The sequence below is a fragment of the Neorhizobium galegae genome (assembly GCF_017877135.1).
Lineage (GTDB): Bacteria > Pseudomonadota > Alphaproteobacteria > Rhizobiales > Rhizobiaceae > Neorhizobium > Neorhizobium galegae_A.
Genome location: NZ_JAGIPH010000001.1, coordinates 235,276 through 261,130, shown reverse-complemented (window position 1 = coordinate 261,130; position 25,855 = coordinate 235,276). Strand labels below are relative to the sequence as shown.

The following is a 25,855-nucleotide window of genomic DNA, read 5'->3' as shown; positions in this document are numbered from 1 at the left end:
AGTGTGATGTATATCGGGTCAGGCGAGGTCGGTGCGGCGAAAATCCTCGCCGACATAGAGGAGGGCCGCACCGGATGCCTTGGCGCCTGCATAGGAAAAACAGTCGCCGAAATTGAGGCGCGCCGGATGGCGACCCTTGCCATAGCGCGAAAAGGCCTCGAGCGCCGAGCGCGCCGTTTCACCGGTGATCGGCAGGATTTCGGCGTTCAGCTCATCGAGAAAATTGGCGATCAGCCTTGTGGCATCATCGACGGCGATCTGACGTTTTCCGGCCAAAACTGTCGTGGCCTCGAAAATGACCGTGGGCGATACGTAAAAGCCGGATTCGCTTTTTGCCAAGGCCGCGGCAATCCGGTCATATTCCGGCCCATCCAGAAAATATTCGATGATGGCCGATGTATCGAGGAACATCAGATGTCGCCCCACATTTCATCGAGAAAAGCTTTCTCATCGAAATCAGGATCGACCGATCCCATGCCCTGATAGCGCTGCTTGATCTTCTCCAGCCGCTCGGCCAGCGGCGGGCGCTGCTCGTCCTCTTTCACCACGCGCTCCAGCGCCTGGCGAATGGCATCGGTCTTGGTCGGCGCCTTCAGGATTTTCTGGGCCTGTTCGGCGAGCTGGTTGACCCGTTCGTCGCGCACATAAAGCGGCATGGCCTCACCCCTTTGAATATACAGGTACAAGGTAGTGTATATTCAGCCCTGCCACAAGCAAGGCTCAGCCGGCCATCGCCTCTTCGTATTCGGCCGACAGTTCAAGCCACTGCTCTTCCGCCTGCGAGAGCTTGGCGGCGGCCTCGCCCCGCTGCTTGACCTTTTCGGCCGCCTTCGCCGGAGACTTCTCGTAGAGCGCCGGATCTGCAAGTTCTTGATCAAGCGCCTGAATCAGTTTTTCCAGTTTCGCCGTCAAGGCCTCGGCTTCGTTGATCTTTTTCTTCAATGGCGCAAGCGAAGCGCGCTTTTCGGCATTCGCCTTGCGCTGATCGGCCTTGTTGCCGGCATCGGCTAAGACTTCAACCTTTTCGTCTTTTTTTTTGCCCGAAGACACGATGAGGTCGCGGTATTCCTCCATATCGCCTTCGAACGTGGTGACGGTGCCGTTGTTGACCAACCAGAGCCGATCGACGGTCGCCTCGATCAGGTGGCGGTCATGCGAAATCAGGATGACGGCGCCATCGTAATCATTGAGCGCCTCGATGAGGGCGCGGCGGCTGTCGATGTCGAGATGGTTGGTCGGCTCGTCGAGGATCAGGAGGTTCGGCGCGTGGAAGGCGGCAAGACCCATCAGAAGCCGCGCCTTTTCGCCACCCGACAGATCCTTGGCGGCGGTGTTCATCTTTTCCGTCGCAAGGCCCATCTGCGCCACGCGGGCGCGCACCTTGGCTTCCGGCGCGGCCGGCATCAGGCGGCGCACATGTTCCACCGGCGTGTCTTCCGGCACGAGATCGTCCAGCTGATGCTGGGCGAAAAAGCCGATCTTCAGGCTCGGGGCAAGGCGCAGATCGCCCGTTTCCGGCGGCAGGCGGCCAGAGATGAATTTGGCAAAGGTGGACTTGCCGTTGCCGTTCGAGCCTAAAAGCGCGATGCGATCGTCCGCATCGATGCGCAGGTTGAGGTTTTTCAAGATCGGTTTGCCGGGCTCATAACCGACGGCACCGCCATTGATGGCGATGATCGGCGAGGCCGGCTGCTTTTCCGGCTCCGGAAAGGTGATCGGCTGCACGTGGTCTTCGATGACGGCGGCAACCGTTCCCATGCGCTCCAGCGCCTTGACGCGGCTCTGGGCCTGCTTGGCCTTGGTGGCCTTTGCCTTGAAGCGATCGATGAAGCTTTGCAGGTGCTTGCGCGCGGCCTCGTTCTTCGCCTTGGATTTCATCTGCAACTCGTCGTTCTCGGCCTTCTGGCGCTCGAACTGGTCATAGCCGCCGCGATAGAAGGTGAGCTTCTTCTGGTCGAGATGCACGATGGCGTTGACCGCATTGTTCAAAAGGTCGCGGTCATGGCTGATGATGATGACGGTGTGCGGATAGCGGCGCACGTAATCTTCGAGCCACAGCGTGCCTTCCAGATCGAGGTAGTTGGTCGGCTCGTCGAGCAGCAGAAGGTCAGGCTCGGAAAACAGCACGGCGGCGAGGGCCACGCGCATGCGCCAGCCGCCGGAAAAGGCAGAGGCCGGGCGAAGCTGGGCAGCCGCATCGAAGCCGAGGCCGGCCAGAATGCTGGCGGCCCGCGCTTCGGCCGAATGCGCGTCGATGTCGACAAGTCGCATCTGGATATCGGCGATGCGGTGCGGGTCGGTTGCGGTTTCCGCTTCCGCCATCAGCGCCGTGCGCTCCTTGTCGGCGGCAAGAACGATGTTGATCAGTGGATCTTCCGTGCCCGGCGCCTCCTGCGCCACCTGACCGATGCGCGCTGCCTTGGGCAGCGTGACCGAACCGCTTTCGGAGCCCAGATCGCCGGTGATGACGCGAAACAGGGTGGATTTGCCGGCGCCATTGCGACCCACCAGCCCCGCCTTGATGCCTGTCGGCAGGCTGAGACTGGCGTGATCGAGAAGCAGGCGGCCGGCAATGCGGGCGGAAAGGTCGGTAATGGTGATCATGACGGCGTTTTGGCCGAAGTCCTGCTGCGATGCAAGAGAGGCACACGCCTATTGCCAGCGCTTGCCGTCCCCGAGCAGGAAATAGACGAGATCGAGTGTCAGCGAAGGTTGCCCAAGGGCGGTGAGGATGGTGTGCACCTGGCCGCGATGATGGGTCTGGTGGTTGAAGACATGCGACAGAAGCGGGCCGAGCGGCAGTTCGACCTTGCCCGGCATAGAGACCGGCGAATAGGAAATGGTGGCGGCAAGATCGGCTCCGCTCAGAGTATCGACCCAGTCGATGATGCGCTGGTCCTCGATGGCACGGGCGGCGCGCAGGTCGGCAAATGTCTCGTAGAGCGGGGCATCAAGCGAGGTCGGAGCAGAGCCTTGCCCGGTAAAGCGCCTGAGCCAGATCCGGTCCGCGACGAGAAGATGGTTGAGGGTGCCCGCGGCGGAGCGAAAGAACGCGCCTTTGTCTGCGCGAAATTCGGCGTCGCTGAGCGTCGCGCAGGCCTCATAGAGACGGGCATTGGCCCAGCGGTTATAATCGGCAAACATGCGGAAATGATCGGGCATGGGGGGCTCCAGTGTCGGTTGAAGGATCCGAACCTATAGCGGGCACGGTCAAACAGGTGTGATGGTTGCTATGAAATTTCCTGATTTGATCTTTTCAGGCGAGCGCGGTCCAATGGCATGCAGGAACAGCAAAGGTGCCCGATGACCAGAATTCTCTACTCGCTCTGCGGCAGCGATCCGCGCCGGCCATTTTCGCCCCATTGCTGGAAAGTGTCGATGGCGCTTGCCCACAAGGGGCTCGATTTCGTCGAAAAGCCGGTGCCTTTTACTGAAGTGCCGAAAATCGAAAACGGCTTTTCGAAAACCGTGCCGATCCTGCGCGACGGGCAGTTGCTGGTGCGCGACAGTTTCGACATCGCGCTCTATCTGGAAGACACCTATCCGGATCGCCCGACGCTGTTTGCCGGGGAGGGCGGCAAGGCGCTGTCGCGTTTCGTCGAGGGCGTCTCGCAGACGCTGGTGCATCCGGTGCTGTCGAAGCTTGCGGTGAAAAACATTCACGACATGCTGGACGAGACGGACCAGGTCTATTTCCGCACGACCCGCGAGCAGTATCTTGGACGTAGGCTCGAGGATTTCGAGGCCGACCGTGAGGTGGAGACGGCGGTTCTTTCGGCCCGGCTCGATCCCTTGCGCCACATGCTGAAATTCCAGCCCTTCCTAGGCGGCGACGGCCCGCTGTTTGCCGACTATATCCTGTTTGGCGCGCTGCAGTGGCTGCGCATCACGACCGGGCTTGCCGCTCTTCGCGCGGATGATCCGGTGAGCCTCTGGTTCGAACGGTGCCTGGATCTGCACGGCGCCGTCGGCCGGGCGGTTGCCTGATCGCGCCGGGCTTTCACATGACAGCGGCGTGAAATTCCAATAGGCCCTCTTGTCTTCGTGATTCGGGGCGGCTAAACACCGCCCACTTATCCCTAGAAAACAAGGATTTCTGGCAATGGCGATCGAACGCACCTTCTCCATGATCAAGCCCGACGCAACCAAGCGCAACCTGACCGGCGCCATCACCAAGGTCTTCGAAGACAATGGCCTGCGCGTCATCGCCTCCAAGCGCGTCTGGATGAGCAAGCGCGAAGCCGAAGGTTTTTACGCCGTTCACAAGGAACGCCCGTTCTTCGGCGAACTGGTTGAAGGCATGACGTCCGGCCCGACCATTGTTCAGGTTCTCGAAGGCGAAGACGCCATCCTGAAGAACCGCGAGATCATGGGCGCCACCAACCCGGCCAACGCTGACGAAGGCACCATCCGCAAGACCTTCGCGCTGTCCATCGGCGAAAATTCGGTTCACGGTTCGGATGCTCCGGAAACCGCTGCCCAGGAAATCGCCTACTGGTTCGCCGAAACCGAAATCGTCGGCTGATTGTGTCAGTCGCAGGCGTCGTTTGACTGGCGCCTTCAGGCTTTTCGAAACGCCCGTGACAGCGCCTGTCGCGGGCGTTTTGCATTTCAGGCGGCCACGTCCGTCTCGCGCGGGTCATGCCCCTTCGGCTTGCCGTAGAGCCCGATATGCGCATCGCCCCATCCCTTCAGCGCCAGCAGCACCGGCTCCATGCTGCGCCCGAGCGGCGACAGGCTGTATTCCACCTTCGGCGGCACCTGCGCATAGACGGTGCGGATGATCAGCCCATCCTCCTCCAGTTCGCGCAGCTGATTGGTCAGCATGCGCGGCGTGACATTGGCGATGATGCGGCGGATCTCGTTGAAGCGCAGCGTGCCGGAGAGAAGATGAAAGAGGATCACCGATTTCCATTTGCCGTCGATGAGGCCGACGGCGGCCTCCACGGCGCAGCCGGGGCTGCAATCGAAGCGGGAATGGCGTGCCTTGGCCATGATGGTATCCTTTTCGACACTATAGGCTTGTTTTGTACGTATTGGCTTTTTGGAAACATAGAAACATATGAGGGCTGATACAACGCCTAGAAAGGAACTATTCGATGAAGTCAGTTGCATATAAGGCCGCAGGAGCCCTCGATCGGCCGGAGGCCCTTGTCGATATCGAACAGGAACGGCCGGTGGCCAGCGGGCGGGACCTGCTGGTGGAAGTGCGCGCCGTGTCGGTCAATCCCGTCGATACGAAGATCCGCCGCGGCGTGTCGGCAGCTCCCGATGGCTGGAAGGTGCTCGGCTGGGATGCGGTCGGCGAGGTTGTCGAAACGGGCGAGGCCGTCACCCGCTTCAAGCCGGGCGACCAGGTGTTCTATGCCGGTGCGCTGGACCGGTTGGGTGCCAATAGCCAGTTTCATCTGGTGGATGAGCGGCTGGTCGGCCACAAGCCCAAGACACTTTCGGACGCAGAGGCGGCCGCCCTGCCGCTGACGGCCATTACCGCCTGGGAAATACTGTTCGAGCGATTGGATGTGCGCCGGCCGGTGCCGGGTGCCGCCAACGCCATTCTCGTCATCGGCGGGGCGGGAGGGGTCGGCTCCATCGCCATCCAGTTGCTGCGGGCGCTGACCGACGTGACGGTGATTGCCACCGCATCGCGGCCGGAAACGCAGGCCTGGGTGCGCGAGCTTGGCGCGCATCATGTCGTCGATCATGCACAGCCGCTCGCGCCACAGGTCGAGGCGCTGGGGCTTGGGGCGCCGGCCTTCGTGTTTTCCACCACCGAAACGCATCTGCATGTGGCCGACATCGCCGACCTCATCGCACCGCAGGGCCGCTTCGGTCTGATCGATGATCCGGCCGTTCTGGATGCAACGCCCTTCAAGCGCAAATCCGTCTCGCTGCACTGGGAGCTGATGTTTACCCGCTCGCTCTACCAGACCGCAGACATGGACGCGCAGGGCAAGCTCCTCGACGAGGTCTCGGCGCTCATCGATGCCGGCCGCATTGCAACCACCGTCACGGAGGTGCTGACGCCGATCAATGCCGCCAATCTCAAGGCCGCCCATGCGATCCTCGAAAGCGGCAAGGCACGCGGCAAGATCGTGCTGGAAGGGTTTTGAGCTCTCCGGTTGCTGGCCAGTAGACGCAAAGGTAGGAGGCGGGTGCACCGCCTCCTGCAAAACTGTCAGGCATTAAGGGCCGAGAGCGCCTCGACCACCCGCGGCATCGCCTCTGCCGGGATCGGCATGACCGGCCGGTGCGGGGCGGCTTGGAACAGGTTAAGTTCGGCGGCGATCGCATACATCACCCGAAAACTGCCGAACTGGCGAAACAGGGTCCAAAGCGGCTGGAAGCTGTCGTTCAGCCGGTGCGCCTCAGCCGTATCGCCGGCCTGTGCTGCTCGAGTGAGCGCCAGTGCTTGTGCGGGCAGAAGTCCGGCGACCACGCTGTACCAGGCATCGGCGCCGGACAGCAGTGCCTCTGCCGCACCCCAGTCGCCGCTATAGCCGATCGGAAAGCCGCTCGGCAGGCGCGCCCGCAGCACCGCCATCTCCGCCTCGAAACTCACATCGACCGGCAACGGCATTTTCACGCCGGCAATACTCGGCAGGGCCGCCAGCCGGATGATGAGGTCCGGGGTGAAGGTGAATTTCGTTGTAGTGGGATTGTTGTAGATGACGAGCGGCAGGTCGGTCGCTTCGGCGACTGCGGAAAAATGCGCAAACACCTCGTCCTCGGTGAGTGGCGTATAGGAGACAGGCGCCAGCAGAAGCCCATCTGCGCCGGCCTCTGCCGCATCGCGCGCCAGCGCCAGCGCCTCGTCGGTGCGAAGCGCGCCGATGCCGACGATGAGCGGCGTGCGACGCTGAAGCGTCTCGGCGGCAATCTCCACCGCTCGGCGACGCTCCGGTCGCGACAGATAGGCATAGCCGCCGGTGCTGCCGAGAAGGCCGATGGAATCGACGCCTGCCGCGGTCAGGCGTTCGATCAGCCGCGCCAGCGCCTGCGCGTCAACGGTGCCGTTTGTGTCGGTCGGTGTCGGGGGGAAGGCGGAAAGGCCACGCAGCATGATGCCTCCTCAAATGCGGTTTGCCGCTCCATCGTAACACCGCGCCGGGGCGTCGTGAAACAGCTTATGAGGGGCACTCAACCGGTGAAAGGTCCATCACGCCACCGGCCTTGAACACGTTCGGGTTCATGTCATAGGCCGGGCCGACCACGATGGAATGGGCCGGCAGGATGCTCTGGTCGATGGTGGCGAGAACCTTCGTGTCCATCTGCTGCAACACCTTGCCGCTGCCGTCGGCAAGCTCGATGTGCACGCCGTAGGAGCGGCCCTCGCGCACGCATTGCACATCCGGGCTTTCGAGCACGATCTTTTCCATGGCCGGGTAAAGCGTCTGGCGTGTCTCCAGGGCCGCCCCACCGCGCGGATTGTCGAACCGGGCAATCGCCACGCCTCCCTGCGGAAGCGGGCCTGTCGGGCGTAGCGTCACCACGTAATTGGCCTTCGACAGTCGGTAGTTGAAGACGAAGATGTGGCCGGAAAATTCGGCCAGTTTTTCCACCTCGCGCTGGCAGCCGCCAAGCATCAGCAGGCTGAGAGCAGCCACGGTCATCCTCTTGTTCATTCCGGTTCCCCCTTTTGGCGACGATAATGGCGGGCGGCCTTGGCGCGGTTGCCGCAGACGGTCATGTCGCACCAGAAGCGGCTCCGGTTCTTCGAGTGGTCGACAAACAGCCAGCCGCAATGGCCGCAGATCTTCAGCCGATCCTTCTGCGGCAGGGAAAGCAGCCGCAGCGCCGAATGCACTGTGGCCGATTCCAGCCCGAGCGGATCCGGGTTCTGCCGCAGCAGGCGGGCGCCACACTCCAGAAGATCGGCGAGGAGCGGCACCTGCGGCGCCCCGAGCACGTCGGCGCGGAAATGACGGTCGATGGCCTCGCGAAACGCCAGGAAGGTTTCGCTGCTTGCCGGATCGATCGGCTTCACGTCGCCGAACAGCGCCCGTTCGGCGCAGAATTCCCGCGCGGCCTGTGGAAAGGCTTGGAACTGCGCCGGCTCCGCGAAACGGTCGATGCTGCGGGCAGGGTCAAAACGCAGGATCACGCTGTTGGCGACATCGAGTGCCAGTGCGCCGCCGGCAAAACGGTGAGGGGTCCAGGAAAAGCTCATAGGGTAATATAACTGGTAAAAGACGTTTTGCTAGTTATAATTCATGAGGCCGGTCGAACGGGGAGGTGCCATGCTCTACGCCCTGCAACAGCTGCTCAATGCCCTGCCGATCGCCAGCCTCTATGCGGCGCTCGCCTTCGGCTATGCCATTGCCTTTGCCGTGACGAAGCGGGCCGACATTACCTATGGCGCACTGTTTGCCTTTTCCGGTCATGTCTTCCTGCTGGGCGCCCATTGGGGCTGGAACCGGCTGTTCCTGACATTCCCGGCCGCACTGGGGCTCGGCGCGGCTCTGGCGGTGATCGTCGGAACGGGAAGCGGCGTCCTGATCGGACGGCAGGTGGTGGCGCCGTTGTCGCGGACGTCGCCCAATGCGCTGACTGTTGCCGCGCTCGGCCTGCTCCTGGTGCTGATGGAGGGCGCGCGTCTGTTGTCCGGAACGCGGGAACTCTGGCTTGCCCCCTTTCTCAACGGGCCGCTCATCCTTTGGTCCGAGGGGAACATGCGGCTCAGCCTCACGCTCCTGCAGGCGTTGAACAGTGTTCTGCTTGTCATGCTGGTGGCCGGCGGCGGATGGTTTCTGGCGGTGAGCCGCTTCGGGCGCAACTGGCGTGCGGTCTGCGACGATCCACTGGCCGCCGAGCTTTGCGGCGTGGCGTCGGCCCGCATCTGCACCGGCGCCTATGGGCTGGCAGCGCTCTTTGCTGCCCTGTGCGGGCTTCTGGCGACGGCCCATTACGGCACGATGGATTTTGGCGCCGGCCTCGTCTTTGGCCTGAAAGTGGTGCTGATCGCCGCTGTGGGAGGACACAGCCAGCCGCTCCGATCGGCTGCCGGTGCCGCCCTCTTCGGCCTTTGCGAAACGCTGTGGAGCGGATACGGCCCGGCCCTCTGGCGCGATGCGGCGATGCTGGCGGCTCTTGCAACGCTGCTGGTGATCAGCCGGCGGGAAAGGGGGCCGGTGTGAGGGAGGCCGGTGTGAGCGGGCTTAGCCCTTTGCCCATTTGTCGCGCGCCGCATCGTCGGCATCCTTGGCCGAGACCCAGCCGCCGGCGGTACCGTCTGCCAGATGCTCCTTCTTCCAGAAGGGCGCTGCGGTCTTCAGGAAGTCCATCACGAAATTGGCGCCGTCGAAGGCGGCCTGCCGGTGCGGGGCGCAGGCGATGACGAGAACGATGTTTTCGCCCGGCAGAATCTTGCCGTAGCGGTGGATGGCGGTCATGCCCATGAGCGAAAAACGCTCGATCGCAAGCGCTCCGATCCGGCGCATTTCGGCCTCTGCCATGCCGGGATAATGTTCCAGTTCCAGCGCGTCGAGACTGCCGCCTTCATCGCGGCAGAGGCCGCTGAAGGTGACGACCGCGCCGATATCCATGCGCCCGGCCGTCAGTCGGTCGATTTCCGTCTGCAGGTCGAAATCCTCGCGCTGGACATGGATGATCGGGGTCGTCATGGACAATGCCTCAGCGTTGTGCGGCGATAGGCCGTTCTGTGCGATGCGTCTTGCGGCCTCATCCGCCCGTCATCGGTGGAAAGATGCCGATTTCGCGGGCGCCGGCAATCGGCTCGTCGTGGTCGACATGCTCCTGGTTGACGGCAACGCGGATAACGTCGGGATATTGCAGCGCCGCCTCGTAGCCATCACCCAGCGTCTTCAGATGAAGCAGAAGGTCGCCCGCCGTCACCACCGTCTCCGGCAGGTCCAGTTCTTCCTCCGGCTTGTCGATGCGCTCGCGCACCCAGGCGAAATAGACGATGCGAACCTTCATTCTTCGTCCACCACATGCTTGAGGCCGGCCTTGAAGTAATCATATCCGGTGTAGATCGTCAGGATTGCGGCAAGCCACAGCAGGGTGATGCCGGTGGCGGTGGTGTAAAAGCCGAACTTGTCGCCGGCGGGACCGGCCAGCAGAAAGGCGATCGCCACCATCTGGATGGCGGTTTTCCACTTGGCAATCCGCGTCACCGGCACCGCCACCTTCAGCGCCGCCAGATATTCGCGCAGGCCCGAAACGAGGATTTCGCGGCAGAGAATCGTGATCGCCGCCCAGAGCGACCAGCCGGCAATCGTGCCGTCGGCGGCCATCAGCAGCAGCACCGAGGCGACCAGCAGCTTGTCGGCGATCGGATCGAGCATGCGTCCGATATTCGATGTCTGGTTCCAGATGCGGGCCAGATAACCGTCGAGATAATCGGTAATCGAGGCGACCGCGAAGATGGCAAGCCCCGTCCAGCGGGCAAAATCCGAGCTTTCCAGCCGGCCTTCGATGAAAAAGCAGACCACGATCAGCGGAACCGCCAGGATGCGCGCATAGGTCAGAAGATTGGGAATGTTGTATGCGCGCGAAGCCATGACGGACCTTACCCTGATATGTGCTGTTAAGTGATACGCCAGAGACGAGGCGTCAACACCCTCGGTGTGAAATGTGGCGGCTTTGCATCCTCAGCCGGTACGGTTTTCATGGAAGTGGTTGTAGACCTGTTTGGCCACCGTTTCGGAAATCCCTTCCACTGCCATGAGGTCGGAGATGCCGGCACGCGACACGGCCTTGGCGGTGCCGAAATGTTGCAGAAGCGCCCGCTTGCGGCCGGGGCCAATGCCGGAAATCTCGTCCAGCGGATTTTTGACCATCTCCTTCTTGCGCCGCGCCCGGTGCGAGCCGATGGCAAAGCGGTGCGCCTCGTCGCGCATGCGCTGGACGAAGTAGAGAACGGGATCGCGCGGCGGCAGCGAAAAATCACTGCGGCCGTCGGCAAAGAATCGCTCGCGCCCGGCATCGCGATCAACACCCTTGGCAACGCCGATAGCGGTCACCACGTCACGGATGCCGAGGTCGTCCAGGATTTTGCGAACCGCCGACATCTGGCCCTGTCCGCCGTCGATGAGGATGACATCCGGCCAGGCGGGAAAGCCGCTGTCGATCACCTCGTCCGGCCCGTCCGCCGTCTGCGTGGCGGCGGCGCTGCGGTCCGGCAGGCCTTCCTCCTTCAGGAGGCGCGAAAAGCGCCGCGTCATCACCTCGCGCATCATGCCAAAATCGTCGCCGGGGGTGATGTCGGTCGATTTGATGTTGAACTTGCGATACTGGCCCTTCACGAACCCTTCCGGCCCCGCCACCACCATGCCGCCCACCGCATTGGTGCCCATGATGTGGGAGTTGTCGTAGATCTCGATGCGGCGCGGCACGTAAGCGAGGCCGAAGGTCTCGGCAAAGCCTTTCAGCAGCCGCTCCTGCGAGGCCGTTTCGGCCAGCTTCCGGCCATGCGCCTCGCGGGCATTGGCCAGGACATGGTCGGTCAGATCCTTCTTCTCGCCGCGCTGCGGCACCTGGATGGTGATCTTGCCGGTCGATTTTTCCGACAGCGCAAGGCTCAGCAGGTCCTGTTCCTCGACCGTTTCGGACAGAAGGATCTGGCGCGGCGCCGGCTTGTCGTCATAAAACTGCGCGAGGAAGGCGTTCAGCACTTCCGATCCGGTGAGCTGCGGATCCGCCTTCGGAAAATAAGCCTGGTTGCCCCAGTTCTGCCCGGCGCGGAAGAAGAACACCTGGATGCAGGTGAGCCCGCCCTCGTGATGGATGGCAAACACGTCGGCTTCCTCTACGCCCGCCGGATTGATGCCCTGGTGGCTCTGCACATGCGACAGCGCTGACAGCCGGTCGCGGTAGACGGCGGCGCGCTCGAAATCCATGTCGTCGGAGGCTTCCGTCATCTGGCGGGCAATCGTTGCCTTAACCGCCTGGCTGCGGCCGGAGAGAAAGTCCTTGGCCTCGTTGACCAGCTCGCCATAGTCCGCATCCGAGATCTCGTGGGTGCAGGGGCCGGAACAGCGCTTGATCTGGTAGAGCAGGCAGGGCCGCGTGCGGGCCTCGAAGACGCTGTCGGTGCAGGTGCGCAACAGGAAGGCGCGCTGCAGCGAGTTGATGGTGCGCCCGACGGCGCTTGCCGAGGCAAAGGGGCCGAAATAATCGCCCTTGCGGGCACGCGCGCCGCGATGCTTGTAGATGGCCGGCGCCCGATGGTCGCCGGTCAGCATGATATAGGGAAAGCTCTTGTCGTCGCGCAGAAGCACGTTGTAGCGCGGGCGCAGGCGCTTGATGAGGTTCGCCTCGAGCAGCAGCGCTTCCGTCTCGGTGCGGGTGGTGACGAACTCCATCTGCACGGTCTCGCGCACCATCTTGGTCAGACGGTTGGAATGCACGCGCCCTTGCGCATAATTCGTCACGCGCTTCTTCAGGCTGCGGGCCTTGCCCACGTAGAGCACGTCGCCCGCCTCGTTGAACATGCGGTAGACGCCCGGCGCGTTCGGCAGGTGCTTGACGAATTCGGCAATCAGATCGGCGCCCTTGAGGCCGCTTTCGTTGCGAAGCCCCGCATGCCATTCGATGCCGGAGAGCATGCGCGCAGCCTCGCCCGGGGCCGCTACAACCTCGTCGTCATCCTCGTCCGTTTCGTCGTAAAGAACGCCACCGTCAGGCAGTTTCGTTCCATTCATTCAATGATCTCCGCCACATCCGGCGTTTGCCAGGCCAGGTGCTGGCCTCCGTCCAAGGCTATCATTTGGCCCGTGATGGACGGAGTGTCAAAAAGAAATCGGATCGTGCGGCCGAATTCATCGGGGCCGGGACCGCGTTTCAGCGGCAGCGCATCGATCTGCCGCTGGAAATCCTCGGGCGCCTGACGGGCGCTGCGGAAGGAGGGGCCGGGGCCGATGGCGTTGACGCGCACGCGCGGCGCATAGGCCTGCGCCAGCGTCTGCGTGGCCGTCCAGAGCGCCGTCTTGGAAAGCGTATAGGAATAGAATTGCGGCGTGAGCTTCCACACCCGCTGGTCGATGATGTTGACGATGAGGGCGTTCGCCGCCTCCGGCAACTGGCGCAGCAGCGCCGCCGACAGGATGGAGGGCGCCCGTACATGGATGGCAAAGTGGCGGTCGAAGGACTGCGCATCGAAGGCGTCGGCGGTATCGCTCACGAACAGCGAGGCATTGTTGACGAGACCGGTGATCGGCCCGAGCTGTTGTGCCGCCTGATCGATCAGCGAGTCGGTCGCCTGCGAATCGATAAGATCGGCCTCGACGGCTGCGGCGCGGCGGCCTTCCGCCCTCAACTCCGCTGCAAGCTGCTCGGCCTCGGCAAACGAGCGGTCGGCGTGAATGGCAACGCCATAGCCATGGTGGGCCAGATCCTCGACAATCGCCCGTCCCATGCGTCTGGCGGCGCCGGTTACAAGTACGGTCGGCAAATGTTCCATGGTCTGTCCCGCCTCTTTTGCCTGTTGCGCATGCACCATTGCTTGCCGGTGCTTTACGCCGGGATCAAGAGGCTGGATTGCCGGAATACGCGAGGCTTTTCATCACGGGAATGTATTTATGTATTCACGCGGCCGTGAGAACTATTGGTATTTTTATACTGAGTTTAACCTTTGGTTAGGGTTAATAAAGTGCCTGTGGCGGCAAAGCAACATCCAGATTCAGCCATCCCGTTGCCGCAATCAATTCACAATTCGGTACTTTCAATTCCTCAATTGCCCACCAAATTCGATCTCAACGAGCAGGGAGCAATGGCGCTGTCATTGACTGAAACAGCGCCTCCCGGCCGGCATCGAAAAGGAGAAAATTATGCGTACTCTCATTGCTACCCTGATGGTTTCCGCAGCCAGCCTTGCAGCCGTATCGGCACAGGCCGCTGACGCCGTCACCCAGGTTCCGGAAGCCCCGGCCGCCTATGACGCCCCGGCTCCCGTCAGCAACTGGTCCGGCTTCTACCTCGGCGGCACCGGCTCCTACGATTGGGGCAAGGTCAAGGGCGGCGCCGGCGAGCCGAGCGCTGACGGCTGGGGTGGTGGCATCTACGGCGGTTACAACTGGCAGAGCGGCCAGATCGTCTACGGTGCGGAAGCCGACCTCGGCTACAACGACCAGAAGGGCACGTCGAACGGCATCACCGGCGAAGAAAAGCTCAACGGCTCGGTTCGCGCCCGCCTCGGCTATGACTTCAACCCCTTCATGATCTATGGCACGGGCGGTGTCGCCATTGCCGATCACAAGGTCTCGAGCGCTGCCGGTTCCGACAGCAACACCTCGGTCGGCTACACGGTCGGCGCCGGTGTCGAAACCATGGTCACCAAGAACATCACCGCACGCGTCGAATACCGTTACACCGACTACCAGGACAAGGACTACAACCTGGGCGGCACCAACGTTTCGCGCGGCTTCGACGACCAGTCGGTCAAGCTCGGCATCGGCGTGAAGTTCTGATCTTCGATCCTCGGATCGGCGAAAAAGGGCCGGGGGGAAACCTCCGGCCTTTCTTTTTGCCTCGCGCGCCTTGTGTCCGGTTGCCTCAGGCGGCCGCCTTGGTGCGCGTGTGGACCAGTTGCGAGAAGGCGCGCGGCCATGCGGCAAGCCGCGGGCGGCCGACATCCCACCGTCCAGCATAGCGCACATGCAGATAGGCGATCAGGGCCGCCAGCGCAAAATGGCCGCCATTCAGCTTCTTGTCGGTCCGGGGAACATGGCATTCCAGAAAATCCAGGCCCCGCGCCACCTTCACCCAGTGGCGGTCCAGCCAGGGCTGGTAAACTTTCTCTTCCGGGCGAAAACGCTGCTCATAGGTGATCTGCATCAGGCTGTCGGTAATGCCGTCGCAGAGCGCCTCCAGCATGTCGACCTCTGCCCGCTTCTTCGGGTTGCGCGGGTAGAGCTGCCCATCCGTCAGCCGATCGAAGAAATGCATGATGGCGACACTGTCGCAGAGCGGCAGTTCGCCATCGCGGATCAGCATGGGAAATCTGCCCAGAGGATTGCTCCCGATAAGTTCCGGCGGTGGCGCGGAAACGGCTGCATTCACTTCCGTGACCGCAATTCCTAAATGGCGAACTGCCATAAGACACTTTGCCGAAAATGGCGAAGCGGGGGTGTAGAGAAGACGCACGACAGGATCCTGGCAATTGTTGCTCTGTCGGCCTTTATATAATGGGTAGTCAAGAAGGAACACGAATCTTTTCAATGATTCACAGTTTATACTTGTCGATTGTATTTAATATTGTAATTTATTGTGCAGTGCGAAATACTGTTTTAGTTATACATAGATGTTTCGGAATAATACTTGAGGCGCTTATGCTGCTGCCTCATGTGTCAAGAATCGACAGGGGCGGCCCGGTCTGCTGCTGCGCTTGAGGCCTTCTGTGCCATTTGGGTTGCGCGCGGTTGTCCGGTGCCTGTTGCGGCGATCAATTGCGCGAGGTGAGGGCGATGCCATGCACTGCCTTCACGTTTGCGGATGTCTGCACCTCAAGACGACGGTACCGGCAAGAGATGGGGCGCCGGGAGGCGCAATGGGCTTATGCGACCGATTTCATGCTGTCGTAGTCGGCAAACAGCTTTGAAAACTTCTGCGGCCAGGCGGCAAGGCTGGGGCGGCCATCGGCCCATTGTCCGGCAAAGCGCAGGTCGAGATAGCCAATCAGCGCGGCAAGCGCGAAATGGCCGCCATTCAGCTTCTTCTCCGTCTTCGGCAGGTTGTTTTCAAGGTAATCCAGGCCGCGCTCCACTTTCGACCACTGCTTGTCGATCCATGGCTGGTGGACGATCTCGGTCGGGCGCCCGCGGCGCTCATAGACGATGGCAAGCAGGCAGTCGGTGATGCCGTCGCAGAGCGCTTCCAGAACTTCCGCATCCGTGCGCTTCTCGTCCTTGGCCGGATAGAGCTTACCCTCCGACAGCCGGTCGAGGTAATGCATGATGGCGACGCTGTCATAGATCGGGCTTTCGCCGTCGCGGATCAGGACGGGGATCTTACCGAGCGGGTTGTTGTCGATCAATTCTGCCGGCGCAGCGCCGGTGTCGGTCTTCACCTCGTCTATCGTGATGCCGAGATGGCGGGCAGCCATGCGGCATTTGGCCGAATAGGGCGAGGCGGGGGAGTAGAGCAGTTTCATCTTGTATGTCCTGTGGGTCGTAAAGGTCAGCGTGCCGGCGGCACGGTGATGCGTTTGAGCGAGCAGGCCTTGGCATCCACCTCCGGGCAGGTGCGGAAGGAAAGGTCCTTGGCAAGGCAGATGCGCACTTCCTCAAGACGGCTTGCCTCGCAGGTCACCGCAATGCCTTCCGGGCGAAGCCCCGGATTGGCGGCGATGAAGCTCTCCTCGATGGCTTCCGCCGAATAGGTTTTTGCGCTGTCTGCGGCGACAATCTCGGCAGGAAGCCTGATGCGCTCGAAGGCTGCGCGGGTGGTGTCGAGATAGGCTTTCTGGGAGAGGCCCGAGCAGGAGCCGTGCTTGCGCCACTCATGGCCGATCAGCCCCATCGACGGCATGATGTCGAAATAGGCGCGGCCAAGCTCTTCCGGTACGCGCCGCGGCTCTTTCGTGGCGCAGGTTTCCGGATAGCCCTTTTCGTTCTGGGGCCACAGACCATGCGCGATGAAACCGAAGGCCTTGTCCGGCCCGCATTGCTCCTGGCTGGTCTTATCCTTGGCCGAACCGCAATAGGTCGGCGACCACGACAGCGACAGCACATAGAAGTCGAAGCCAGACGGGCGATCCTGCGCGTTCGCCGGCAGGGCAATTGCGGCAAGAAGCATCACGAGCAGGGCGCAAACGGGACGGAACACCATGAAAACCTCCCAGGAAATGCTGGCACCATGTCCCAGCCAGGACCGCCCGGTCAAGCCGCCGATCGGGCCGCGCGTTCAGGTCAGCCGTTCAGGTCTCTTCGGGCGCCTCTTCGCCGCGCAGCCAGAAGGCGCGCTGCGAGGCATAGCGATCCTGCGCCAGCACATCCTTGATCACCGGCAGGATCACATGCAGGTCGGCTTTCAGCGTAAACGGCGGGTTGACGATGACAAGGCCGGAGCCGGAGAGACCGGTGCCATCTCGGTCGCTTTTCACGGAAAGCTCCGTGCACAGCATCTTTGGAATCTGAAGCGCCTGCAGGTCCTCGTGGAAGCGGCGGATCGGCGCCCCCTTCTTCAGCGGATACCAGAGGCAATAGGTGCCGCCGGGAAAACGGCGATAGGCGGTGGCAAGCCCGTTGACCAGCCGGTCATACTCGCCGTCGATCTCGAAGGGCGGATCGACGAGGATGATGCCGCGCTTTTCCTTCGGCGGCAGATGGGCGCCGAGCGACAGCCAGCCATCCAGTTCCGTCACCCGCACCTGATAATCGCCCTCGAACAGGCGCGACAGGCGGCCGTAATCGTCGGGGTGCAGTTCCATCGCCGCCAGCCGGTCCTGCGGGCGAAACAGTATGCGCGCAAGTTTCGGCGAGCCGGGATAACGCGAGATGTCGCCGGTTGGATTGAGGTCGCGCACGGCATCGAGATAGGGCGACAGAAGGGCGGCGACCGGCGCCGGCAGGTCTGCCGCCATCAGGCGGCCGATGCCATCGCGCCATTCGCCGGTTTTCTGGGCTTCTTCCGACGACAGGTCGTAGAGGCCTATCCCGGCATGGGTATCGAGCACGCGAAAGGCCTTGTCCTTCTTCTGCATGTGGCGCACCAGAAGGCACAGAACCGCGTGTTTGAGGACATCGGCAAAATTGCCGGCGTGATAGATATGCCGATAGTTCATGAGAAAGCCTGCTGGGTCGCGTCAATAGAATTGATGCATCGCAAAAGGCGCTTTTGGCGACGCTTGTCCTGTCCTATAGGAAAGGCATGAACGTGACGACCCCGATCTCCGCCAATTCTGCCATTGGTCATACGGTGTGCCCGCATGATTGTCCCTCCGCCTGTGCGCTCGATATCGATCTGACGCCCGATGGCCGCATCGGCCGGGTGAGGGGCGCGAACGCCAACAGCTATACGGCCGGCGTCATCTGCGCCAAGGTCGCCCGTTATGCCGAGCGTCTCTACCATCCCGGCCGCCTGATGACGCCCAAGCGCCGCATCGGCGCAAAGGGCGAAGGTGTGTGGCAAGAGGTGACGTGGGAGGCCGCGCTCGACGAGATCGCCGACGCCTTCGTCAAGGCAGAAGCTGCCCATGGGGCAGAGGCCATCTGGCCCTATTTCTACGCCGGCACGATGGGGCAGGTGCAGCGCGATTCTATCGAGCGGTTGCGCCACGCCAAGCACTATTCCGGTTTTTTCGGCTCGATCTGCACCAACATGGCCTGGACCGGCTATGTGATGGGAACCGGTGCCCTTCGCGGCCCCGATCCGCGCGAAATGGCCAAATCCGATTGCGTGGTCATCTGGGGCACCAATCCGGTCGCCACCCAGGTCAATGTGATGACCCATGCGATCCGGGCCCGCAAGGAGCGCGGCGCAAAGATCGTCGTGGTCGATGTCTATGACAGCCCGACGATGAAGCAGGCGGACGTGAAGATCGTGCTGAAGCCCGGCACGGATGCAGCCCTTGCCTGCGCGCTCATGCATATCGCCTTCCGCGACGGGTATGCCGACCGCGCCTATATGCAGAAATTCGCCGACGATCCGGCTGGGCTCGAGACGCATCTTGAAACCCGGACGCCGCACTGGGCCTCGGCCATAACAGGGCTTTCGGTGGAAGAGATCGAGGTATTCGGCCGCCTGGTCGGCACAACGAAAAAGACCTTCTTCCGCCTCGGCTACGGTTTTACCCGCCAGCGCAACGGCAGCGTTGCCATGCATGCGGCGCTGTCGCTCGCGACGGTTCTCGGCTCCTGGCAATATGAAGGCGGCGGCGCCTTTCATAACAATGGCGAAATCTTCAAGCTCGACAAGCGCGAACTGATGGGCACGTCCTACATGGACCCCGATGTGCGCATGCTCGACCAGTCGCAGATCGGCCGCGTGCTGACGGGCGATGCTGTGGCGCTTCGCCATCGCGGCCCGGTGACTGCGCTTCTCATCCAGAACACCAACCCGATGAATATTGCGCCGGAACAACGGCTGGTGCGCGAGGGCTTTGCCCGGCCGGACCTGTTTTCCGCCGTCCACGAACATTTCATGACCGAAACGGCCGAGATGGCCGATATCGTTCTGCCCGCCACCATGTTCGTCGAACATGACGATCTCTACCGCGCCGGCGGCCAGAACCACATTCTTCTCGGCCCGAAACTGGTCGAGCCGCCGGAGACGGTGCGCACCAATCTCTTTGTCATCGAGGAACTGGCAAAGCGGCTTGGCGTGTCGGATTATCCGGGTTTTGGCTTGAGCGAGCGGGAGCATATCGACCGCATGCTGTTGCCGAACGGCTATCCGGGTTATGACCAGCTTCTTGTCGACAAGTGGATCGACTGTCAGCCGGCCTTCGAGGATGCGCATTATCTCAACGGCTTTGGTTATGCGGACGGAAAGTTCCGCTTCCGGCCCGACTGGGAAAATGGCCCGTCTCCGAACAAGACGCCGGCAAGCCTTGGGGCGCTTGGCCCCTACGACCAGCTTCCGCCGTTCCCCGACCAGGTGGACGTGATCGAGGTGGCAAACGAGGTGTATCCGTTCCGGCTTGCCACGTCGCCGGCGCGCAACTTCTTGAATTCCACCTTTGCCGAGACAAAAACCTCACGCGACAAGGAAGGCCGGCCGGAGGTGATGGTTCATCCCGATGATGCCGCAGCGCTTTCGATCGCCGATGGAGATATTGTCCGCATCGGCAATCCCCGCGGCTCGCTCCGCATCCATGCGAAGGTCACATCCGGCGCCCGGCGCGGTGTGCTGGTGGCCGAGGGCCTGTGGCCGAACAAGGCGCATCTCGACGGCGAGGGCATCAACATCCTGACCGGTGCCGATCCGGTCGCCCCCTATGGTGGCGCGGCAGTCCACGACAACCGCGTCTGGCTTTCAAAGGACATTGCATGACGAATGGCAACAAGCCGAAGGTCGAGATCGTCGAGAAGCAGCTGCTCTCCGACAACTGGTATCATCTGAACAAGGTCATCTTTGATTACACCGATGCGAAGGGCCGCACCCATCGACTGGACCGCGAGGTCTATGATCGCGGCAACGGCGCCACCATCCTTCTCTATGATCCCAAACGCGACGTGGTGGTGCTGGTGCGCCAGTTCCGCATTCCTGCCTTTGTCAACGGCCATCCCGGCTGGCTGATCGAGACGCCGGCCGGCCTTCTCGATGGCGATCATCCGGAGGAGGCGATCCGCCGCGAGGCGATCGAGGAAACCGGCTATCAGGTGCGCGACGTCAAGTTCCTGTTCAAGTGCTTCATGTCGCCCGGTGCCGTCACCGAACTGGTGCATTTCTTCGCCGCGGCCATCGATACCAGCGACCGGGTTGCCGAAGGCGGCGGGCTGGACGACGAGAACGAGGATATCGAGGTGATGGAAGTGCCTGTCTCGCAGGCGCTTTCGATGATCGAGAGCGGAGAAATCTGCGATGGCAAGACCATCATGCTCCTGCACTGGCTGGTGATGAACCGCCAGACGCTGGCCTGAGTTCAAGGGCGGCGCGCCGCACTCGTGTTGCCGTCTGCGGCTCGCCTCCCGGCGGGCCTTTTTCGTCTGACATCGGGGTTGCGCCTCATGTCAATATATATTATATGAAATTATATAATGTATATTGAGGACGCCGCCATGAAGACCATTGTCGTCAACCCACGCCTCAGCATTGCCGACCAGCCGGCTCTGGCCGATATCGCCGGTCTTGACTCCGCTGGCACCCGTTGCCTGATCAACCTCAGGCCGGACGCGGAGGAGGGGGCGCTTGGCAGCAAGGCGGAAAAGCGGGCCGCCGAGGAGGCCGGCCTCAACTACCGCTTCATTCCGGTGTCGGTTGGCGAACTGACCGAAGCCGATGTCGATGCGTTCCGGGAAGCCCTCGCCCAGAGCGAGGGGCCGGTGCTTGCCCATTGCAAAAGCGGCATGCGCGCACTTCTCCTTCATGTTCTGGTCGAGGCGATAGACGGGCGCATGGCGCTGGAGGACATCGAGGCCTTCGGCGAGAGCCATGGTTTCGACCTGTCGTCTGCCGTCCGCTGGCTGCAAAACCGCGCCGGCCGGCGCCCGCGGGTGAAAGCCTTTTTTGATCCGCGCACCTGGAGCGTCCAGTACGTCGTCTCCGATCCGGCGACCAGTCGCTGCGCCATTATCGATCCGGTTCTCGACTATGACGAGAAATCCGGCCAGACCTCCACGAAGAACGCCGATCGCATCCTGGCCTATGTCGCCGCTCAGGGTTTGACGGTCGAGTGGATCCTCGACACGCATCCCCATGCCGATCATTTTTCCGCCGCCTTCTACCTCAAGCAGAAGACCGGCGCACCGACGGCCATCGGCGATCATGTGGTCGAGGTGCAAAAGCTCTGGAAGGGATTGTACAACTGGCCGACCCTTGCCGCGGACGGCTCGCAATGGGACCGGCTGTTTGGCGATGGTGAAACCTTTTCCATCGGCACGCTTCCGGCACGGGTGATGTTTTCGCCCGGCCACACGCTCGCCTCCATCACCTATGTCATCGGCGATGCCGCCTTCATTCACGACACGATGTTCATGCCCGACAGTGGCACGGCCCGCGCCGATTTTCCTGGCGGCAGTGCGCAGGCGCTGTTTGCCTCGATTTCCGCTATCCTCTCGCTGCCGGATGAGACGCGGCTGTTTACCGGCCATGACTACCAGCCGGGCGGGCGCCATGTGCGCTACGAAAGCACGGTTGCGCAGCAGAGAACGCAGAACCCGCATCTGGCCGGCATCGACAAGGCAGGTTTCGTGGCGCTGCGGGATGCGCGAGACCGCACCCTGCCCATGCCCAAGCTTATCCTGCATGCACTGCAGGTCAATGTGCGCGGCGGGCGTCTGCCGGAACCGGAAGACAACGGCCGGCGCTACCTCAAGATCCCACTCGATACTCTGGAAGGAGCCGTATGGTGATGGATTTCTCGAGCCTGAAGGCCATGTCCGGCATGACGCCGCAGGCCATGGAAGCCCGCGCCACAGAAGTGGCCGGCCATCTGAAGGTGTTGGCCCATCCCGCCCGACTGATGCTGGTCTGCACCCTGGTCGAGGGTGAATACTCCGTCGGCGCGCTCGAAGAAAAGCTCGACCTGCACCAGCCGACACTCTCCCAGCAGCTGACAGTGCTTCGGGAAGCCGGCATCGTGGAAACGCGCAAGGAGGGCAAGCAGGTGTTCTACCGCCTGACGGAGGCAAAAACAGCGCAACTGATCGCGGCCCTCTTTACCATTTTCTGCGCCGACGAGGTGTCGCCATGACGGGCTATCTGGCATCGCTCTGCGGGGGCCTGCTGATCGGCCTTTCGGCGATTTCGTATCTGATCCTGACCGGACGCATTGCCGGCATCAGCGGCATTGTCGGCCGGCTGGCCGGTGGCCATGCGGTTTTTGTCAATGGCGCCTTCGTGATCGGTCTTGTCATCGGACCCTTTCTCTATGCGCAGGCATTTGGCGCCTGGCCCACGGTGACGCTCGTTGCCTCGACGCCGCTTCTCGTCCTGGCCGGTCTTCTGGTTGGCATCGGCGCGCGCATGGGCTCCGGCTGCACCAGCGGTCATGGCGTGCTCGGCCTTGCCCGGCTGTCGCCACGGTCCATGGTGGCCGTCGCAACCTTCCTGGCGAGCGGCATCGCGACCGTCACCCTGTTGAGGATCATCGGATGAGCATCGATCTGCGCCAGCCTCTTGCCGCCTTGGGCTGCGGCGCCCTCTTTGCCTTCGGGCTTTCGCTGTCCGGCATGCTCGATCCGGCCCGCGTAAAAGCCTTTCTCGATCTCTTCGGGGCCTGGGACCCGAGCCTGGCCTTCGTGCTCGGCGGGGCGGTTTCGGTCGCCATGGCCGGCATGGTTCTGGTGCGCAGCATGGCTCGGCCTGTGCTGGATGAAAGTTTTCAGATCCCGCAAAGCCGCGTGATCGACCGGCCGCTCGTTCTCGGCTCGGCAGTCTTCGGCATCGGCTGGGGGCTCGGCGGCATTTGTCCGGGCCCGGCGCTTGCCGCACTTTCTCTCGGCCTCATGCCGGTCGCCGTCTGTGTTCTGGCCATGATCGCCGGCATGGTCATCCACGACCGCTTCCTATCGGGGCGCGTGTGATGACGGATATGCTGGTTGCCGCTATCGGCTCGGGCAGTCTCGTCGGCTTCACGCTCGGACTTCTCGGCGGTGGCGGTTCGATCCTTGCCACGCCGCTCCTGCTCTACGTGGTGGGGGTCACCTCACCGCATGTGGCGATCGGCACCGGTGCGCTCGCGGTTGCTGTCAACGCGGCGGCCAATTTTGCCAACCATGCCATGAAGGGCCATGTCCGCTGGCGCTGCGGGCTGGTATTTTCAGTGTTCGGCGTGGCGGGCGCCTTTGGCGGCTCGACGCTCGGCAAGGCCATCGACGGCTCGAAGCTTCTGCTTCTGTTCGGCCTCGTCATGATTGTTGTCGGCGTGTTGATGCTGCGCAAGCGACCTGTCGCGGTGGAGACCCTTGTGCGCAAGGATGATCTTGCCACCTGCGCGCTGACGGCAGCCGTTGCCGTCGCAACCGGGGCAGCCTCCGGCTTCTTCGGCATCGGCGGCGGCTTCCTCATCGTTCCGGCGCTGATGTTTGCAACGGCCATGCCGATGATCGATGCCATCGGCACATCGCTGATGGCGGTGACGGCCTTCGGCCTTGCAACGGCCGGCAATTACGCGCTGTCGGGGCTGGTCGATTGGCCGCTGGCTGGCGAATTCATTCTGGGCGGCGTGATCGGAGGTGTCATCGGCACAATCGCGTCGACCTGGCTCTGCACCTACAAAAACGTGCTGAACCGTATCTTCGCCGGCGTCATCTTTGTTGTTGCCGCCTATGTGATCTACCGCAGTTTTGGAGCGCTCGGCGCCTGAGGTTTTCTCAGGCGCTGATCAGGCTAGCGCCGGCATCCACCACGGCGCCGTCGCGCCGGACGCTGCCATCCGCCAGCATCTGCACGCGGCCTTCCGCCACCAGCTTCAGCGCCAGCGGATAGGTGCGGTGTTCGACGGCAAGCAGGCGGGCCGCCAGCGTCTCGGCAGTGTCGCCGGGCAGGATCGGCACCACGGACTGGGCAATGACCGGACCTTCATCCATGCCCTCGGTGACGAAATGCACCGTGCAGCCGGTGACCAGCATGCCGGCATCGAGCGCCCGCTGATGGGTGTGCAGGCCGGGAAACAGCGGCAGCAGCGACGGGTGGATGTTGAGGATCCGCCCGGCATAGGGCCGGATGAAATCCGCCGACAGAAGCCGCATGTAGCCGGCAAGGCAGACGAGATCCGGCTGAAGTGCTGCAAGTGCTGCGAGAATGGCTGCTTCATGCGCCGCCTTGTCGGCAAAATCGCGCCGCTCGAAGGCAAAGGTTTTTATGCCGCGCGCCTCGGCCTTCGAAAGACCGCCGGCGGTTTTCTTGTCGGCGATCACGCCGACGATCTCGGCTGGAAAATCGGCAGCCGCCATCGCCTCCGCCAGCGCCAGCATGTTGGAGCCGCCGCCGGAAATCAGAACGACGACGCGCTTACGGACCGGGCTCATAGGGCAAGCGTGCCCTTGTAGATCGTGCCGGCGGCCCCTTCCGTGCGCGCCACCATGCGGCCGAGCGGCACGACGATCTCGCCTTCGGCGTTGAGAACCTCGGTCACGGCAGCCGCATGTTCCGGCGAAACGACGGCGATCATGCCGACGCCGCAGTTGAAGGTGCGCAGCATTTCATGGGCTTCGACGCCCCCGGTTTTGGCAAGCCACGAAAAGACCGGCGGCACGGGAATGCTGTCGAGATCGATTTCGGCGGCCAGATGATCGGGCAGGACACGCGGAATATTGTCGGGAAAACCACCGCCGGTGATATGGGCCAGCGCTTTGAGCGCGCCCGTCTCGCGGATCGCCTTCAAGAGCGGCTTCACATAGATGCGGGTCGGGGTCAGCAGCGCTTCGCCGAGCGTCTTGCCCTCGGCAAACGGGGCAGGCGCATCCCAGCCGAGACCCGAAAGCTCGACGATCTTGCGCACGAGTGAATAACCGTTGGAATGCACGCCCGAGGAGGCAAGGCCGAGAATGAGGTCGCCGGCCTGCAGGTCACCGGTCGGCAGAAGTTGGCCGCGTTCGGCAGCACCGACGGCAAAACCCGCCAGATCGTAATCGCCATCGCGGTACATGCCGGGCATTTCGGCGGTCTCGCCACCGATCAGCGCGCAACCGGCCTGGCGGCAGCCATCGGCAATGCCCAGAACGATCGCCGCACCCTGTTCCGGATCGAGCTTGCCGGTTGCGAAATAGTCGAGGAAGAACAGCGGTTCTGCACCCTGCACGACGAGGTCGTTGACGCACATGGCCACCAGGTCGATGCCGACCGTATCATGGTGATTGGCGTCGATGGCGATCTTCAGCTTGGTTCCGACGCCATCATTGGCAGCGACCAGAACCGGATCGGTAAAACCTGCCGCCTTCAGGTCGAACAACCCGCCGAAACCGCCGATCTCGCCATCGGCGCCGGGGCGGCGCGTCGAGCGCACGGCCGGCTTGATCTTTTCCACCATCAGGTTTCCGGCATCGATATCGACGCCTGCATCGCTGTAGGTGAGACCGTTCTTGCCTGCTGTGCTCATCGCCTGTCTCCGCTCGTGCACGGCAGGTTCTCGAAAGGCAGCGCTCGCGGGTGCGACAAGAACCTGCGCCAATGAAAAAGGCCATTCCGCCTCCGGAAGCCTGCACTGAAACGGCCGGCCGGTCGCGGGATCTGCCCGGAAGCGGTCGCCATTGCACGGGACGCGGCGATATGCAAGCACCTGGCCGGCGAA

Annotated in this window: 31 protein-coding genes; 12 read left to right on the top strand and 19 right to left on the bottom strand. The window is 62.5% G+C overall.

Annotation, left to right across the window (positions count from 1 at the left end):
* Positions 1 to 18 precede the first annotated feature (18 nt).
* The 4 genes from J2858_RS01355 to J2858_RS01340 form a co-directional block, all read right to left on the bottom strand.
* Positions 19 to 411, bottom strand: coding sequence for a type II toxin-antitoxin system VapC family toxin (locus J2858_RS01355; protein ID WP_210102961.1), 393 nt, complete (start codon positions 409 to 411; stop codon positions 19 to 21).
* The gene (locus J2858_RS01350) at positions 411 to 656 is read right to left on the bottom strand and encodes a type II toxin-antitoxin system VapB family antitoxin (RefSeq protein ID WP_210102960.1); all 246 of its coding nucleotides are present in this window, start codon (positions 654 to 656) and stop codon (positions 411 to 413) included. The genes J2858_RS01355 and J2858_RS01350 overlap by 1 nt, the downstream gene beginning before the upstream one ends.
* 64 nt (positions 657 to 720) lie before the next feature.
* The gene (locus J2858_RS01345) at positions 721 to 2,604 is read right to left on the bottom strand and encodes an ABC-F family ATP-binding cassette domain-containing protein (RefSeq protein WP_210102959.1); all 1,884 of its coding nucleotides are present in this window, start codon (positions 2,602 to 2,604) and stop codon (positions 721 to 723) included.
* 48 nt (positions 2,605 to 2,652) lie between these two features.
* A complete protein-coding gene (locus J2858_RS01340) occupies positions 2,653 to 3,162 on the bottom strand; it encodes a DinB family protein (protein ID WP_210102958.1) in 510 nt (169 codons plus the stop codon).
* 141 nt (positions 3,163 to 3,303) lie between these two features.
* On the opposite strand from J2858_RS01340, the gene J2858_RS01335 reads away from it, so the two are divergent.
* Together J2858_RS01335 and ndk are read left to right on the top strand one after the other, a co-directional pair.
* Positions 3,304 to 3,987 carry a glutathione S-transferase family protein gene (locus J2858_RS01335; protein ID WP_210102957.1) on the top strand — a complete coding sequence of 228 codons (684 nt, stop codon included), beginning with the start codon at positions 3,304 to 3,306 and terminating at the stop codon, positions 3,985 to 3,987.
* 115 nt (positions 3,988 to 4,102) lie between these two features.
* Positions 4,103 to 4,525: a nucleoside-diphosphate kinase gene (ndk, locus tag J2858_RS01330; protein WP_210102956.1), complete on the top strand. Its 423-nt coding sequence runs from the start codon at positions 4,103 to 4,105 to the stop codon at positions 4,523 to 4,525.
* An 86-nt stretch (positions 4,526 to 4,611) separates the two neighbouring features.
* Here the strand turns inward: ndk and J2858_RS01325 are convergent, their stop codons facing one another.
* Positions 4,612 to 4,995, bottom strand: a complete 384-nt coding sequence (locus J2858_RS01325; RefSeq protein ID WP_210102955.1) for a winged helix-turn-helix transcriptional regulator — start codon at positions 4,993 to 4,995, stop codon at positions 4,612 to 4,614.
* A gap of 104 nt (positions 4,996 to 5,099) precedes the next feature.
* Between J2858_RS01325 and J2858_RS01320 the strand changes: the two genes are divergently transcribed.
* A complete protein-coding gene (locus J2858_RS01320; protein ID WP_210102954.1) occupies positions 5,100 to 6,113 on the top strand; it encodes a zinc-binding alcohol dehydrogenase family protein in 1,014 nt (337 codons plus the stop codon).
* Positions 6,114 to 6,178: 65 nt separating this feature from the next.
* Here the strand turns inward: J2858_RS01320 and J2858_RS01315 are convergent, their stop codons facing one another.
* The 3 genes from J2858_RS01315 to J2858_RS01305 form a co-directional block, all read right to left on the bottom strand.
* Positions 6,179 to 7,063: a dihydrodipicolinate synthase family protein gene (locus tag J2858_RS01315; RefSeq protein ID WP_210102953.1), complete on the bottom strand. Its 885-nt coding sequence runs from the start codon at positions 7,061 to 7,063 to the stop codon at positions 6,179 to 6,181.
* Between the two features lie 64 nt (positions 7,064 to 7,127).
* The gene (locus tag J2858_RS01310) at positions 7,128 to 7,625 is read right to left on the bottom strand and encodes a hypothetical protein (RefSeq protein ID WP_245365507.1); all 498 of its coding nucleotides are present in this window, start codon (positions 7,623 to 7,625) and stop codon (positions 7,128 to 7,130) included.
* The gene (locus J2858_RS01305) at positions 7,622 to 8,170 is read right to left on the bottom strand and encodes a CGNR zinc finger domain-containing protein (RefSeq protein ID WP_210102952.1); all 549 of its coding nucleotides are present in this window, start codon (positions 8,168 to 8,170) and stop codon (positions 7,622 to 7,624) included. The genes J2858_RS01310 and J2858_RS01305 overlap by 4 nt, the downstream gene beginning before the upstream one ends.
* A gap of 70 nt (positions 8,171 to 8,240) precedes the next feature.
* Between J2858_RS01305 and J2858_RS01300 the strand changes: the two genes are divergently transcribed.
* A complete protein-coding gene (locus J2858_RS01300) occupies positions 8,241 to 9,137 on the top strand; it encodes a branched-chain amino acid ABC transporter permease (protein ID WP_210102951.1) in 897 nt (298 codons plus the stop codon).
* Between the two features lie 21 nt (positions 9,138 to 9,158).
* Here the strand turns inward: J2858_RS01300 and J2858_RS01295 are convergent, their stop codons facing one another.
* The 5 genes from J2858_RS01295 to J2858_RS01275 form a co-directional block, all read right to left on the bottom strand.
* Positions 9,159 to 9,623 carry a molybdenum cofactor biosynthesis protein MoaE gene (locus J2858_RS01295; protein WP_210102950.1) on the bottom strand — a complete coding sequence of 155 codons (465 nt, stop codon included), beginning with the start codon at positions 9,621 to 9,623 and terminating at the stop codon, positions 9,159 to 9,161.
* A gap of 58 nt (positions 9,624 to 9,681) precedes the next feature.
* A complete protein-coding gene (gene moaD, locus J2858_RS01290) occupies positions 9,682 to 9,939 on the bottom strand; it encodes a molybdopterin converting factor subunit 1 (protein ID WP_210102949.1) in 258 nt (85 codons plus the stop codon).
* Complete coding sequence (gene pgsA / locus J2858_RS01285) at positions 9,936 to 10,523, bottom strand: CDP-diacylglycerol--glycerol-3-phosphate 3-phosphatidyltransferase (RefSeq protein ID WP_210102948.1); 588 nt, start codon at positions 10,521 to 10,523, stop codon at positions 9,936 to 9,938. Before pgsA ends, moaD begins: the two co-directional genes overlap by 4 nt.
* Positions 10,524 to 10,613: 90 nt before the next feature.
* Positions 10,614 to 12,665 (bottom strand): excinuclease ABC subunit UvrC, encoded by a 2,052-nt coding sequence (uvrC, locus tag J2858_RS01280; protein WP_210102947.1) that lies wholly within the window; start codon positions 12,663 to 12,665, stop codon positions 10,614 to 10,616.
* A complete protein-coding gene (locus tag J2858_RS01275) occupies positions 12,662 to 13,423 on the bottom strand; it encodes an SDR family oxidoreductase (protein ID WP_210102946.1) in 762 nt (253 codons plus the stop codon). The genes uvrC and J2858_RS01275 overlap by 4 nt, the downstream gene beginning before the upstream one ends.
* 367 nt (positions 13,424 to 13,790) lie before the next feature.
* Here J2858_RS01275 and J2858_RS01270 point away from each other — a divergent pair, with 367 nt between their 5' ends.
* Positions 13,791 to 14,429, top strand: a complete 639-nt coding sequence (locus J2858_RS01270) for an outer membrane protein (protein ID WP_210102945.1) — start codon at positions 13,791 to 13,793, stop codon at positions 14,427 to 14,429.
* Between the two features lie 85 nt (positions 14,430 to 14,514).
* On the opposite strand, the gene J2858_RS01265 is transcribed toward J2858_RS01270, so the two are convergent.
* The 4 genes from J2858_RS01265 to J2858_RS01250 all read right to left on the bottom strand — a co-directional run bounded on the left by J2858_RS01265 (position 14,515) and on the right by J2858_RS01250 (position 17,743).
* Positions 14,515 to 15,105, bottom strand: a complete 591-nt coding sequence (locus J2858_RS01265; protein ID WP_210102944.1) for a glutathione S-transferase N-terminal domain-containing protein — start codon at positions 15,103 to 15,105, stop codon at positions 14,515 to 14,517.
* 409 nt (positions 15,106 to 15,514) lie between these two features.
* Positions 15,515 to 16,111 carry a glutathione S-transferase gene (locus J2858_RS01260; protein WP_210102943.1) on the bottom strand — a complete coding sequence of 199 codons (597 nt, stop codon included), beginning with the start codon at positions 16,109 to 16,111 and terminating at the stop codon, positions 15,515 to 15,517.
* A 26-nt stretch (positions 16,112 to 16,137) separates the two neighbouring features.
* The gene (locus J2858_RS01255) at positions 16,138 to 16,788 is read right to left on the bottom strand and encodes a ribonuclease T2 family protein (RefSeq protein WP_210102942.1); all 651 of its coding nucleotides are present in this window, start codon (positions 16,786 to 16,788) and stop codon (positions 16,138 to 16,140) included.
* Positions 16,789 to 16,876: 88 nt separating this feature from the next.
* Complete coding sequence (locus J2858_RS01250) at positions 16,877 to 17,743, bottom strand: 23S rRNA (adenine(2030)-N(6))-methyltransferase RlmJ (protein WP_210102941.1); 867 nt, start codon at positions 17,741 to 17,743, stop codon at positions 16,877 to 16,879.
* An 86-nt stretch (positions 17,744 to 17,829) separates the two neighbouring features.
* On the opposite strand from J2858_RS01250, the gene J2858_RS01245 reads away from it, so the two are divergent.
* The 7 genes from J2858_RS01245 to J2858_RS01215 all read left to right on the top strand — a co-directional run bounded on the left by J2858_RS01245 (position 17,830) and on the right by J2858_RS01215 (position 23,929).
* A complete protein-coding gene (locus J2858_RS01245) occupies positions 17,830 to 19,953 on the top strand; it encodes a molybdopterin-containing oxidoreductase family protein (RefSeq protein WP_210102940.1) in 2,124 nt (707 codons plus the stop codon).
* Positions 19,950 to 20,543, top strand: coding sequence for an NUDIX domain-containing protein (locus J2858_RS01240; protein WP_210102939.1), 594 nt, complete (start codon positions 19,950 to 19,952; stop codon positions 20,541 to 20,543). Before J2858_RS01245 ends, J2858_RS01240 begins: the two co-directional genes overlap by 4 nt.
* Before the next feature lie 138 nt (positions 20,544 to 20,681).
* Positions 20,682 to 21,974 (top strand): bifunctional sulfur transferase/dioxygenase Blh, encoded by a 1,293-nt coding sequence (blh, locus tag J2858_RS01235; RefSeq protein ID WP_210102938.1) that lies wholly within the window; start codon positions 20,682 to 20,684, stop codon positions 21,972 to 21,974.
* Positions 21,974 to 22,315, top strand: a complete 342-nt coding sequence (gene bigR / locus J2858_RS01230) for a sulfite-sensing transcriptional repressor BigR (protein WP_432443225.1) — start codon at positions 21,974 to 21,976, stop codon at positions 22,313 to 22,315. Before blh ends, bigR begins: the two co-directional genes overlap by 1 nt.
* A complete protein-coding gene (locus tag J2858_RS01225) occupies positions 22,312 to 22,719 on the top strand; it encodes a YeeE/YedE family protein (protein ID WP_210102936.1) in 408 nt (135 codons plus the stop codon). The genes bigR and J2858_RS01225 overlap by 4 nt, the downstream gene beginning before the upstream one ends.
* Positions 22,716 to 23,147, top strand: a complete 432-nt coding sequence (locus J2858_RS01220) for a YeeE/YedE family protein (RefSeq protein ID WP_210102935.1) — start codon at positions 22,716 to 22,718, stop codon at positions 23,145 to 23,147. Before J2858_RS01225 ends, J2858_RS01220 begins: the two co-directional genes overlap by 4 nt.
* The gene (locus tag J2858_RS01215; RefSeq protein WP_210102934.1) at positions 23,147 to 23,929 is read left to right on the top strand and encodes a sulfite exporter TauE/SafE family protein; all 783 of its coding nucleotides are present in this window, start codon (positions 23,147 to 23,149) and stop codon (positions 23,927 to 23,929) included. Before J2858_RS01220 ends, J2858_RS01215 begins: the two co-directional genes overlap by 1 nt.
* A 7-nt stretch (positions 23,930 to 23,936) precedes the next feature.
* Here J2858_RS01215 and purN read toward each other — a convergent pair whose 3' ends face one another.
* Together purN and purM are read right to left on the bottom strand one after the other, a co-directional pair.
* Positions 23,937 to 24,593, bottom strand: a complete 657-nt coding sequence (gene purN / locus J2858_RS01210) for a phosphoribosylglycinamide formyltransferase (protein WP_210102933.1) — start codon at positions 24,591 to 24,593, stop codon at positions 23,937 to 23,939.
* On the bottom strand, positions 24,590 to 25,663 hold the full coding sequence (purM, locus tag J2858_RS01205; protein WP_210102932.1) for a phosphoribosylformylglycinamidine cyclo-ligase: 1,074 nt from the start codon (positions 25,661 to 25,663) through the stop codon (positions 24,590 to 24,592). Before purM ends, purN begins: the two co-directional genes overlap by 4 nt.
* Between the last annotated feature and the right edge of the window lie 192 nt (positions 25,664 to 25,855).

What these genes read in the sequence shown, in the direction of transcription:
- ndk (WP_210102956.1), top strand. Translation starts at nt 4,103, where the DNA reads ATGGCGATCGAACGCACCTTCTCCATGATCAAGCCCGACGCAACCAAG.
- J2858_RS01300 (WP_210102951.1), top strand. Translation starts at nt 8,241, where the DNA reads ATGCTCTACGCCCTGCAACAGCTGCTCAATGCCCTGCCGATCGCCAGC.
- J2858_RS01340 (WP_210102958.1), bottom strand. Translation starts at nt 3,162, where the DNA reads ATGCCCGATCATTTCCGCATGTTTGCCGATTATAACCGCTGGGCCAAT.
- J2858_RS01275 (WP_210102946.1), bottom strand. Translation starts at nt 13,423, where the DNA reads ATGGAACATTTGCCGACCGTACTTGTAACCGGCGCCGCCAGACGCATG.
- purN (WP_210102933.1), bottom strand. Translation starts at nt 24,593, where the DNA reads ATGAGCCCGGTCCGTAAGCGCGTCGTCGTTCTGATTTCCGGCGGCGGC.
- J2858_RS01240 (WP_210102939.1), top strand. Translation starts at nt 19,950, where the DNA reads ATGACGAATGGCAACAAGCCGAAGGTCGAGATCGTCGAGAAGCAGCTG.
- J2858_RS01250 (WP_210102941.1), bottom strand. Translation starts at nt 17,743, where the DNA reads ATGAACTATCGGCATATCTATCACGCCGGCAATTTTGCCGATGTCCTC.
- J2858_RS01355 (WP_210102961.1), bottom strand. Translation starts at nt 411, where the DNA reads ATGTTCCTCGATACATCGGCCATCATCGAATATTTTCTGGATGGGCCG.
- J2858_RS01255 (WP_210102942.1), bottom strand. Translation starts at nt 16,788, where the DNA reads ATGGTGTTCCGTCCCGTTTGCGCCCTGCTCGTGATGCTTCTTGCCGCA.
- J2858_RS01345 (WP_210102959.1), bottom strand. Translation starts at nt 2,604, where the DNA reads ATGATCACCATTACCGACCTTTCCGCCCGCATTGCCGGCCGCCTGCTT.
- J2858_RS01270 (WP_210102945.1), top strand. Translation starts at nt 13,791, where the DNA reads ATGCGTACTCTCATTGCTACCCTGATGGTTTCCGCAGCCAGCCTTGCA.
- J2858_RS01305 (WP_210102952.1), bottom strand. Translation starts at nt 8,170, where the DNA reads ATGAGCTTTTCCTGGACCCCTCACCGTTTTGCCGGCGGCGCACTGGCA.
- J2858_RS01295 (WP_210102950.1), bottom strand. Translation starts at nt 9,623, where the DNA reads ATGACGACCCCGATCATCCATGTCCAGCGCGAGGATTTCGACCTGCAG.
- uvrC (WP_210102947.1), bottom strand. Translation starts at nt 12,665, where the DNA reads ATGAATGGAACGAAACTGCCTGACGGTGGCGTTCTTTACGACGAAACG.
- J2858_RS01315 (WP_210102953.1), bottom strand. Translation starts at nt 7,063, where the DNA reads ATGCTGCGTGGCCTTTCCGCCTTCCCCCCGACACCGACCGACACAAAC.
- J2858_RS01260 (WP_210102943.1), bottom strand. Translation starts at nt 16,111, where the DNA reads ATGAAACTGCTCTACTCCCCCGCCTCGCCCTATTCGGCCAAATGCCGC.
- J2858_RS01220 (WP_210102935.1), top strand. Translation starts at nt 22,716, where the DNA reads ATGAGCATCGATCTGCGCCAGCCTCTTGCCGCCTTGGGCTGCGGCGCC.
- J2858_RS01245 (WP_210102940.1), top strand. Translation starts at nt 17,830, where the DNA reads ATGAACGTGACGACCCCGATCTCCGCCAATTCTGCCATTGGTCATACG.
- J2858_RS01320 (WP_210102954.1), top strand. Translation starts at nt 5,100, where the DNA reads ATGAAGTCAGTTGCATATAAGGCCGCAGGAGCCCTCGATCGGCCGGAG.
- moaD (WP_210102949.1), bottom strand. Translation starts at nt 9,939, where the DNA reads ATGAAGGTTCGCATCGTCTATTTCGCCTGGGTGCGCGAGCGCATCGAC.
- pgsA (WP_210102948.1), bottom strand. Translation starts at nt 10,523, where the DNA reads ATGGCTTCGCGCGCATACAACATTCCCAATCTTCTGACCTATGCGCGC.
- J2858_RS01225 (WP_210102936.1), top strand. Translation starts at nt 22,312, where the DNA reads ATGACGGGCTATCTGGCATCGCTCTGCGGGGGCCTGCTGATCGGCCTT.
- purM (WP_210102932.1), bottom strand. Translation starts at nt 25,663, where the DNA reads ATGAGCACAGCAGGCAAGAACGGTCTCACCTACAGCGATGCAGGCGTC.
- J2858_RS01215 (WP_210102934.1), top strand. Translation starts at nt 23,147, where the DNA reads ATGACGGATATGCTGGTTGCCGCTATCGGCTCGGGCAGTCTCGTCGGC.
- blh (WP_210102938.1), top strand. Translation starts at nt 20,682, where the DNA reads ATGAAGACCATTGTCGTCAACCCACGCCTCAGCATTGCCGACCAGCCG.
- J2858_RS01310 (WP_245365507.1), bottom strand. Translation starts at nt 7,625, where the DNA reads ATGAACAAGAGGATGACCGTGGCTGCTCTCAGCCTGCTGATGCTTGGC.
- J2858_RS01325 (WP_210102955.1), bottom strand. Translation starts at nt 4,995, where the DNA reads ATGGCCAAGGCACGCCATTCCCGCTTCGATTGCAGCCCCGGCTGCGCC.
- J2858_RS01335 (WP_210102957.1), top strand. Translation starts at nt 3,304, where the DNA reads ATGACCAGAATTCTCTACTCGCTCTGCGGCAGCGATCCGCGCCGGCCA.
- J2858_RS01350 (WP_210102960.1), bottom strand. Translation starts at nt 656, where the DNA reads ATGCCGCTTTATGTGCGCGACGAACGGGTCAACCAGCTCGCCGAACAG.
- bigR (WP_432443225.1), top strand. Translation starts at nt 21,974, where the DNA reads ATGGATTTCTCGAGCCTGAAGGCCATGTCCGGCATGACGCCGCAGGCC.